Source organism: Microcoleus sp. AT3-D2, from assembly GCF_036705715.1.
Classification (GTDB): domain Bacteria; phylum Cyanobacteriota; class Cyanobacteriia; order Cyanobacteriales; family Microcoleaceae; genus Microcoleus.
Genome location: NZ_JAUBVE010000127.1, coordinates 1 through 9,048, shown reverse-complemented (window position 1 = coordinate 9,048; position 9,048 = coordinate 1). Strand labels below are relative to the sequence as shown.

Sequence of the window (9,048 nt, the reverse complement as noted above, 5' to 3'; positions counted from 1 at the left end):
TTGGATCTCCTAAGTCAGTTTTTTCTAATTCTTGTCTTACCCATTGCTCGATCATTTTAACCTGACTCCTGGGCAATTACCCGATCGTTTAACAGCATAGATGTTTATTTTTGTCAACTTTCTTGTTAAGAAAGATCCTTATAAAGCATAGCTTAAGAAGGGGGGGACCGGAAGCTTCTTGAAGTCAACCCCTACTCCCCTTTTTAAGGGGGATTTAGGGGGATCGAATTCTATGCAACTTCACATTAAATTGGTATCAGGAAGGTGCGATCGAAAGCTGAGCGCCACGTCTGTGCTAAAATCCAAAATTCCTCAAACACATCAACCAACTTGTGGTAAAGTTTTGTGTCGATCGCCCGTTAGCCGAGCCCGCCCCTACGGGGGCTACGCCAACGAAAAGGATCGACCCAATATCAATGCAAGTTCAGTTAAACGCGCTCACAGCAATGTTTTTGCCAATTTTCCCCCTAGCCCAAACAATCCCCGCACCTCCCGCCCAACAACAACTGATCATAGACCCAGAAGCCCCCGCACCCGAAAACGAACTGGATTTGCCGCCACAGCCAAGCAGCAGCCCGCTGAAAACAGTGACAATGCCCCAGCAAGTGCGCGTTTTACCGGGACAACTCGACAACATCCCGGTTTTCAACAGCAACAGCCCCGAAGTTGTGCAAACCGAAGGCATTTTGCTCTCCACATTTGCCCCGGAAGGAAAACAAGTACCTTCTGCACACTTAAACTTTCCCTTCAAAGGCCGATTTGACATCTTTGCCCACCACATCGCCAAAGCTAAAAATCGCGCCGAAACTCGCACCTTATTTCAAGGAATAATTGTCCACAATCCTAACTCCGAACCTGTTACTTTAAATGTCTTGCAAGGAGCGACTTATTTAACTCGGCCGGATGCCTTATTTGTCGATTTGCCATCGTATTTAGAAAATCGATTCGGCACTGTGTTTGCGGGGCCTGGAAGCCGCATCACCAGCGATGTGCTGCGGGGACACAGACAAGCCATTTTGCCCGCTGCGATCGAGATTCCGGCGAATCAGAGCCGAATGCTGATGAATTTGCCGATACCTGTGGGGAATGTCACCCCTTCTTCCAACGGTCGATCGACTTTAATGCGAATGTCGAGCAGCAATTCGATTTATGTAGCATCATTAGCAATGTTTGCTCCTAAAAGTCAAGGAGGAGTCGAGCAAGATCCGACTTTAGAACAGTGGGAAAATATTTTAAATACCCAAGGTTTAGCGGGGCCGAGAGATTTAGCACCAACTCCGAGAGGCGAAAATCCGGTGCAAAAAATTTACGGTCGCGTAGCTGGAGTAGCGGAAGGTTCCCAGTGGCAAGCTAAAATTACGGACAATTCGAGAACCGATTATTTAACTATTCCCAAGCGCGGCGAGTCATTTTCTTATGCTCTGAGCACTACTGATACGGGTACTTTTGGCACCGGTCAAGTTCAAAGCGCTAAAATGTTAGCTCGCTATCCCGATACTGCTTATTTTGCTCACGGTAATTACGGGATTCAATACAACTTAACTTTTCCATTTTACAACAAATCTCGCGAGTCTCAATCTGTTAGCATTAAAATGCAAACACCGATCAAAGCAAATACAGAATCGGGGGGATTGATGTTTTACGATCCTCCTGAAAATCGGATATTTTTCCGAGGTACGGTGCGGGTGATGTTTAATGATGATACGGGCAAGACTTTGACGCGCTACATTCACATCGTCCAGCGCCGGGGACAGCAGGGGGAACCTTTGGTGAATGTGAATATGAAGCCGGGGGAACGCCGTTTGGTGCAGGTGGATTTCTTGTATCCGCCGGATGCGACGCCGCCGCAAGTTTTGACTGTGCGCTCGAGTAATTAGTTGGTGGTTGACTGTTGACTGTTGACTGTTGACTGTTAACTTTTGACTGTTAACCTTTGGGTTTTTGTTTTAATGAGTTAAGATAGGCATTAAGTTTTGGTGAAAGTTCATTTAATAACGGATGCAGTCGCTCGCTCTGTTCTTGAGTCAAAAGATTGCGAGCTTAGGCAAGTCTCAACCAATGTCTTGTTTCGTTTAATGAACCCAAGAGCAATTTTCACAAAAAGCTGATTATCTTGCTAGCTATAGCGTCCATGTCCTTCTGCAATATTAGCACCAACACTATCAGCCGATCGCACTATTTGTTTGCCCATCGTATCCTTCACAAAGTCGTCCCACTTTTTAACAATAAACCATATTTAGTTGGAGAGCTAATTGATAAACTATTAGCTGTTGGAAGCTTTCCCTATTAGCTGCTTTAACATAGTTGATCGCAAACCATTGACTGTTGACTGTCAACTGCCAACAGTCAACAGTCAACAGTCAACACTTAACGGTCAACTAATTAAAGCGTCAAAGATTGAGGATTTGTCTCAATCAATTTTGCTAAATCTTGCAAGAAAGATGCAGCGTCAGCACCGTAAATAATCCGGTGATCGCAAGTAATATTCACCTGCATTTGCCGCTTCACTCCCATCAAGCCTTCCTCGTTTGCCACTACTTGCGGCCGCGAAGAGCCGATCGCCAAAATCGAGCCTTGATTCGGCGGCAAAATCGCGTCAAACTTGTCTACTCCAAACATTCCCAGATTGGAAAGAGTAAAAGTTCCCGTGCTGTATTCATCAGGCTTCAACTGCTTGGTGCGGGCGCGATCGACTAAATCCTTCCAAGTGCGGGAGAGAGAATAAATATCGAGGCGATCGGCATTTTGCAGCACCGGCGTAATCAAACCGCCGCCGTCCATCGCCACAGCTACCGCCACATTAATATCAGCGCGGTATTGAATTCCCGACTCCACATAACAAGCATTCAGCAGAGGATGTTTTTGTAAAGTTACTGCTACAGCCTTCGCCAGCATAGCCGTCATCGTGACGCCCTTCGACTTAATTTGTTTGTAGAGTTTGTCGAGATTATCAGTAGTAATTGTGTAACCGACGCGGAAAGACGGCACGCTCAAACTTGCTTCCATATTCCGCACCACCGCATTTTGCAGCGCATTCATCGGTACTCTTTGGCCCGAAAGTGCGATCGCCGGGACTGGTGCGGGGGCGGGTTTGGCTGCGGCAGGGGCGGGCGCTGCGGGTGCTGCGGGTGCTGGTGCTGCGGGGACTGTTACCGGTTGCTGAACCGGAGCGGGTTGGGCTTTGCCGGCTGCTGCTTCCACATCCTCTGCGACAATGCGACCGTTGGGCCCGCTGCCTTTGATAGAATTCAAATCTACTTTAAATTCTTTGGCTAACTTGCGAGCGCGGGGAGAAACGACGCTGCGGCCGTTTTGGCGGCTGACATTTTGCTGCAAACCTACTGACGATGTAGCTGCACTGACAGGAGCGGGGCTGGGAGCGGGGGCTGCGGCTGCGGTTGGGGCGGCGGCTCCTTGCTGCTGAGCTACGGCGATTTCGGCTTCTGTTTCTGCTACTAGGGCGATTGCCGCTCCCACCGGAGCAACTTCGCCCGCAGGTACGATAATTATTGCTAAATAGCCTTCGTAGAAAGACTCCACGTCCATGTCGGCTTTGTCGGATTCAACGACTACCACCGTTTCGCCTTTTTCTACTTTGTCTCCGGCGGATTTGACCCAGGAAACAATTTTGCCCTCTGTCATGGTAGAGCTCAGGGCTGGCATGAAAACTTCGCGAATCATCTGTAAAAAGTCCTTTTGATGTGGTAATAGGTAATCGGTATCTGGCAATTGAGCATTGGCGATCGGCCACCGGCAATACTTATTATTATGCCAGTCTCTCGAATTCTTGATGTGTGACTGTTGACTCAAAATCAATTGCCAATTACCGATCGCCAATTACCACTTACCAATTTCTAAATATCACCTCGAATTTCTTCGACTATGCCGTCGCGGAGGAGAATTTCTACTTGCATTTTTTGAATCAAGTTTTCTCCGAGCCCGACAGTGAATGTGCCGTCAATTTGACCTTGACTCACTTCTTGTTCCAGGTCTAGCACCTGCACTTGCTGAAGCTGTTGCAGGTTTTGGTTTTTCTGTTCTAGCAGTTCGCTTTTTCTTTGATTCACCTGCACTTGAATGTTTTCTATTTGCTGCATTACTTGCGGGCCTGGTGGCTGCAGATTTTGCTTTTGGATTTCTGAAATCATCCGCTGCCCTTGCATTTCTAACTGTTGTAGCTGAGAGTCTATTTGGTTGATTTGGGCTTGGAGTTGCTGTTGAGCTTCTTCTTTCCAGCGGGGAGTAACGATGACTTTAACGTTAATCGATCGTTTCAAGAGTAATTGTGGTTCCATAAAAAAGTTGTTGCTTGTCAATTAGGAATTAGGCATTAGTCATGACTCATTAGTTGGTAAACATGAACTAATGGCCCAGGACTGAGGACTCGGACTCGGGACTGGGGTGTTGGGATAATTTTTTCTTTTCCATTCCCCAAGTCCTGCGAATATTTCAAAACATCCCGTCAATCATATCGCGGTAGTGTTGCGTCACAACCGGGCGCTTAATTTTCAGGGTCTGGGTCAACATTCCATTCTCGATCGAAAATGGCTCCTGAATCAACCGGAACGGGCCGATGCGATCGTCCGCGCGGTATCCAGGGCGATTTTGCACCTCTCGGTTCAATTCTTTGCGGAATAAATCTTGAATAGTCTTGCTATTCCAGTCAATTTCGTGTACTGGGGGATTCTGAGTTTCTGCCCATTTCTGGACCGCTTCTGCATTGGGGACAATTAAGGCGCCGACGGATCTCTGGTCTTGACCTACTAACATAATTTGGTCGATGTAGGGGCTGCGGACGCAGGCGTCTTCTATGGGCTGGGGTTCGATGTTTTCGCCGTTGCTGAGGACGATCGTATCTTTGGCCCGCCCGGTCAAGATTAAGTCGTTTCCCGGTGTCAGCCAGCCCAAGTCGCCGGTGTCGAACCAGCCTTCGGAGTCTATGGCTTTGGCAGTCGCTTGGGGATTAAGATAATAACCTGCCATGATTTGCGGCCCCCGCGCCAATACCAAGCCGCGCTGGCCTGTGGGCAGTTGCTGTCTGGTTTCTGGGTCTACTATTTTAATTTCCGTATGGGCGATCGGCTGTCCTGCGGAACCTTTAAGATTGTGCCAAGGGCGACGGACAGTTAAAACCGGCGAAGTTTCGGTTAAACCGTATCCTACCAACAAGCCGATATTAGCTATTTCAAAGAAATTGTCTAAATGCGTTGCCAAAGAACCGCCGCCGCTAATTGCCCATTTTAAGCGTCCCCCTGTAGCTTCCCTGACTTTTTTGTAAACCAATTTTTCGGCGAGGGCGTGTACAGGCGACCACAGAATGCTTTTGGTGCGGGCGATTAGTTTTTCGGAAGCAGAAGCAGGTTTCAAACTGAGAGTTAATCCTTGGGAAATGCGGCGGTTCTCGATGTATTGCTGGCTGGCAGATAAGAGGAAATTCACCAATTTTTGTTTCTTAGGCGGTTGTTCCCGAAATTGCTTTTGTACTGCCTCATAAATCGATTCCCAGAGGCGCGGAACGCTGACCATGTACTGGGGTTTGTAAGTTTTAAAGTCTTGTTTGAAATAGCGAATATTGGTGTAAATTTGCGTGCATCCTTGGGAAAGCAGGAAGTATTCGACGCTGCGTTCGTAGGCGTGCCAACTGGGCAGAATACTGAGGACGCCGTCGCCGGCTTCGGGCTGGAGAATTGTGCCCAAGGTGTTGAGTTGGTGCAGCAGGTTGCCGTGAGTCAGCATGACGCCTTTGGGTTTGCCGGTGGTGCCGCTGGTGTAGAGGAGAGTGGCGAGGGTTTGAGGCTTGTGGTTGGTGGGTTTGAGGGGACGGTTAGCCCCTGTGGTCATCACTTGGGAAAATTTGACTGTGCTTAGGGTTTGGCTGGTTTCCGGTTCTTCCTCGGAGAGGAGGACGATGAGTTGAATGGGCAAATCTGGGAGGCGGTGTTGCAGTTTTTTCAGTAATGCCAGGTTTTCGACTACCAAGGCGGTGCTGCCGCTGTCTTGGATGATGTACAGGAGTTCTTCGGGGTCGGCGGTGGCGCCTCGAACCACGTTTGCGGCCCCGGCCATCATGATACCTTGGTCGGCTATCAGCCAGCGGGGGCTGTTGTCTGCGAAGAGGGCGACGCGGGGAGGGACTGCTTCTTCGGGATTTGGTTCGATGCCTAGGGCTTGTAAGCCGGCGGCGAATTGCTGGATTTGTTGGTACAGGTCGGTGTAGGTGAGTTTGATTTCTGGCTGGCTGTGGGGGTCGTGGAGGGCGACGGTTTGAGGAAATCGCTGTTTGACGATCGCCCAAATTTCGGGTATCGATTGGATGGAACTGTAATCGATTAGCTTGCTGAGGTTCGCACGATCGCGATCAGTCATTTCAGATGATGTGTAAGATGGTGGGCGGTTCATAAGGTATCTTCCTGAGTTTTCGGAGATAAAATTATTGGCTATAAGTTGAATATGAGAGCTATTTTAGAACTTTATGGCAGTATCGTGACAGTTTGCCAACCTGCCATTGTCTATTTAGAAAATTAGAGAGGCAAGATGATAAAATTTATAGTTGCACAGCAACACATTAATTTATCAAGGTTGATCGTAGTTGCTTTTAGTGCGATCGTCCTAGCATTTGGAAATGGACTGTCTGCGAAAGCGGCAGAAATGCGAGCGGGAAACAGTGGACGAACATTTGCGGATTGGTGTCGCCAAAAAGCTGATTTGAGTCCTGAAACTAAACATAATGTTGAGGTGCTGTTGCAGGAAGCAGGGACTACTGAGTGCGATGCGGCAGATCGGAAATTTTCGACTCTCACGAAACTCAGCCTCATCGACAATGAAATAAGCGACATCAAACCGGTAGAATCCTTGACTAACCTGACTTCGCTCGAACTCGAAGCCAATAAAATCAACGACATCAAACCGTTGCAATCCTTGACTAACCTGACTATTCTCGATCTCAGCAACAATGAAATAAGCGACATCAAACCGCTAGAATCCTTGACTAACCTGACTTCGCTCGAACTCTACAACAATCGAATCAGCGACATCAAACCGCTAGAATCCTTGACTAACCTGCGTGGGGTCAACCTCAACAACAATCGAATCAGCGACATCAAACCGCTAGAATCCTTGACTAACCTGACTGGAATCGGCCTCAGCGACAATCAAATCAGCGACATCAAACCGGTAGAATCCTTGACTAAACTTACTTGGCTCGTGCTCAACAACAATGAAATCAGCGACATCAAATCGGTAGAATCCTTGACTAACCTGACAGATATCAACCTCAGCGACAATCAAATCAGCGACATCAAATCGGTAGAATCATTGACTAACCTGACTGAGCTCTCCCTCAGCGGAAATAAAATCAGCGACATCAAACCGCTAGAATCATTGACTAACCTGACTGAGCTCTACCTCAGCGGAAATAAAATCAGCGACATCAAACCGCTAGAATCATTGACTAACCTGACTGAGCTCTACCTCAGCGGAAATAAAATCAGCGACATCAAACCGCTAAAATCCTTGACTAACCTGACTGGAATCGGCCTCAGCGACAATAAAATCAGCGACATCAAACCGCTAGAATCCTTGACTAACCTGACTGAACTCCACCTCAGTGATAATCAAATCAGCGACATCAAACCATTGCAATTCTTGACTAACCTGAATTCTCTCTACCTCGAAAACAATCTTCTCAGCGACATCAAACCGCTAGAATCCTTGACTAACCTGACGAAGCTCTCCCTCAGCGACAATAAAATCAGCAACATCAAACCGCTAGAATCCTTGACTAACCTGACTGGACTCGAACTCGAAAACAATCTTCTCAGCGACATCAAACCGCTAAAATTTTTGACTAACCTGGATGGGGTCAACCTCAACGGAAATCCGATCGATCCCAAAACTTGCCCTCTCAAGCCAGAGTCTATCTGTGATTGGGAACCACCAATTTAACTACCACTCATTCAACTTGATAATAGTCATCCAGAGATATTACAGAAACGAGTTGAGCGGCTCGTTCGAGACTGCCGATCAAGTACGATCGCCAATTCTATCCGCACATCGGCTTCAGTCAGGGAGAGATTGTCGGGAAGGTCGATCGTAATTTGCATGATTTATAGTACATTTTAATTTCAATTGTCTCTGAAGTGCGATCGTTACAGATTCATTAAACTTTGATTCATACGGTGTATTCTTCAAGATTAAAACAAGTATATCTGTCAGCACTTTAACATAGCTGGGTGCTTAGGGTACACCTTAACCCAATAAAATTGAACTCTTGTGGAACAGGCATCTTGCCTGTTCATGAATCTCATGCAATATCTCAGATTTAAGCGACCTTGCGCGGTGCATCAACCATCGGCGCAGTACCAAACAAATGTCTGAGATAACTGCGACTGAGCTCTCGGTTCCAGCGCCGCAAACGCACCATCACTCGTGTGAATGTAAAAGTAAATTCCAACACCAAAGAAAGCTGTTTGAGACTAAGTGAAGTATTAAACACATCGTTACCGTGCGTGCGTTCAATCTGATGGTGTTTCAGCAAAGCAATCAGGTTTTTGGTAGAGCCTTTTAGTTGATTGAAATAACTCTGGGAGAATGCCCAGCGACTGAAACCCCAAAACTTAGCCAAATGATTGAGTTCATCCTGTAAAGGCTGGGAAATTGCCTGTTGCAACGCTCCAGTTGAGTGTACCATCAACCATAAATAAACAGAAGTAGCTCCCCACTCGGTACTCAGGCGACTAATCACGTGTTTATAGGTATCTTGCCAAGCGTCACCTGTGGATTGACAGCCATTCACAGAGTTGGGTTTTACTTGCAGTTTTTCCCCTGTAAGTTGCTGGTAAATTTTCCTAAATGTCGGGCAATGTTGGCGTTCTTCTTTTTCCCAGACACCTATCTCTAGAATGTTGCCATTGTCATCAAAAATTCCTCCCATAAACCGCGCCATTTGCGGGTAAATATGCTGTAAGTAGCACCAGGGTAAACGCATCTAAATTAATTTGACAAACACCTAAATTTGTGCATTACTAAATAACTAAAAAAACTTTTAAA

8 protein-coding genes are annotated in these 9,048 nt (G+C 47.1%); 2 read left to right on the top strand and 6 right to left on the bottom strand.

Annotated features, from left to right (window positions below):
• Positions 1 to 416: 416 nt before the first annotated feature.
• Positions 417 to 1,877, top strand: coding sequence for a DUF3370 domain-containing protein (locus QUB44_RS29545; protein ID WP_333373175.1), 1,461 nt, complete (start codon positions 417 to 419; stop codon positions 1,875 to 1,877).
• Between the two features lie 239 nt (positions 1,878 to 2,116).
• On the opposite strand, the gene QUB44_RS29540 is transcribed toward QUB44_RS29545, so the two are convergent.
• The 4 genes from QUB44_RS29540 to QUB44_RS29525 form a co-directional block, all read right to left on the bottom strand.
• Positions 2,117 to 2,191, bottom strand: coding sequence for a four helix bundle protein (locus QUB44_RS29540; protein ID WP_333373179.1), 75 nt, complete (start codon positions 2,189 to 2,191; stop codon positions 2,117 to 2,119).
• A gap of 191 nt (positions 2,192 to 2,382) precedes the next feature.
• On the bottom strand, positions 2,383 to 3,681 hold the full coding sequence (locus QUB44_RS29535) for a dihydrolipoamide acetyltransferase family protein (RefSeq protein WP_333373177.1): 1,299 nt from the start codon (positions 3,679 to 3,681) through the stop codon (positions 2,383 to 2,385).
• A 173-nt stretch (positions 3,682 to 3,854) separates the two neighbouring features.
• Positions 3,855 to 4,295: a YlqD family protein gene (locus tag QUB44_RS29530; RefSeq protein WP_333373172.1), complete on the bottom strand. Its 441-nt coding sequence runs from the start codon at positions 4,293 to 4,295 to the stop codon at positions 3,855 to 3,857.
• A 154-nt stretch (positions 4,296 to 4,449) separates the two neighbouring features.
• Entirely contained in the window at positions 4,450 to 6,399 is a 1,950-nt protein-coding gene (locus tag QUB44_RS29525) for a long-chain fatty acid--CoA ligase (RefSeq protein ID WP_333373170.1), read from the bottom strand.
• A gap of 135 nt (positions 6,400 to 6,534) precedes the next feature.
• Here QUB44_RS29525 and QUB44_RS29520 point away from each other — a divergent pair, with 135 nt between their 5' ends.
• Positions 6,535 to 7,944, top strand: coding sequence for a leucine-rich repeat protein (locus QUB44_RS29520; RefSeq protein WP_333373167.1), 1,410 nt, complete (start codon positions 6,535 to 6,537; stop codon positions 7,942 to 7,944).
• Positions 7,945 to 7,970: 26 nt separating this feature from the next.
• On the opposite strand, the gene QUB44_RS29515 is transcribed toward QUB44_RS29520, so the two are convergent.
• Both QUB44_RS29515 and QUB44_RS29510 read right to left on the bottom strand, forming a co-directional pair.
• Entirely contained in the window at positions 7,971 to 8,102 is a 132-nt protein-coding gene (locus QUB44_RS29515) for a hypothetical protein (RefSeq protein ID WP_333373165.1), read from the bottom strand.
• 218 nt (positions 8,103 to 8,320) lie between these two features.
• Positions 8,321 to 8,986, bottom strand: coding sequence for a hypothetical protein (locus QUB44_RS29510; protein WP_333373162.1), 666 nt, complete (start codon positions 8,984 to 8,986; stop codon positions 8,321 to 8,323).
• Positions 8,987 to 9,048 lie beyond the last annotated feature (62 nt).

Excerpts from the sequence above, each read along its gene's own strand:
- QUB44_RS29545 (WP_333373175.1), top strand. The coding sequence starts at position 417 with ATGCAAGTTCAGTTAAACGCGCTCACAGCAATGTTTTTGCCAATTTTC.
- QUB44_RS29535 (WP_333373177.1), bottom strand. The coding sequence starts at position 3,681 with ATGATTCGCGAAGTTTTCATGCCAGCCCTGAGCTCTACCATGACAGAG.
- QUB44_RS29530 (WP_333373172.1), bottom strand. The coding sequence starts at position 4,295 with ATGGAACCACAATTACTCTTGAAACGATCGATTAACGTTAAAGTCATC.
- QUB44_RS29525 (WP_333373170.1), bottom strand. The coding sequence starts at position 6,399 with ATGAACCGCCCACCATCTTACACATCATCTGAAATGACTGATCGCGAT.
- QUB44_RS29520 (WP_333373167.1), top strand. The coding sequence starts at position 6,535 with ATGATAAAATTTATAGTTGCACAGCAACACATTAATTTATCAAGGTTG.
- QUB44_RS29515 (WP_333373165.1), bottom strand. The coding sequence starts at position 8,102 with ATGCAAATTACGATCGACCTTCCCGACAATCTCTCCCTGACTGAAGCC.
- QUB44_RS29510 (WP_333373162.1), bottom strand. The coding sequence starts at position 8,986 with ATGCGTTTACCCTGGTGCTACTTACAGCATATTTACCCGCAAATGGCG.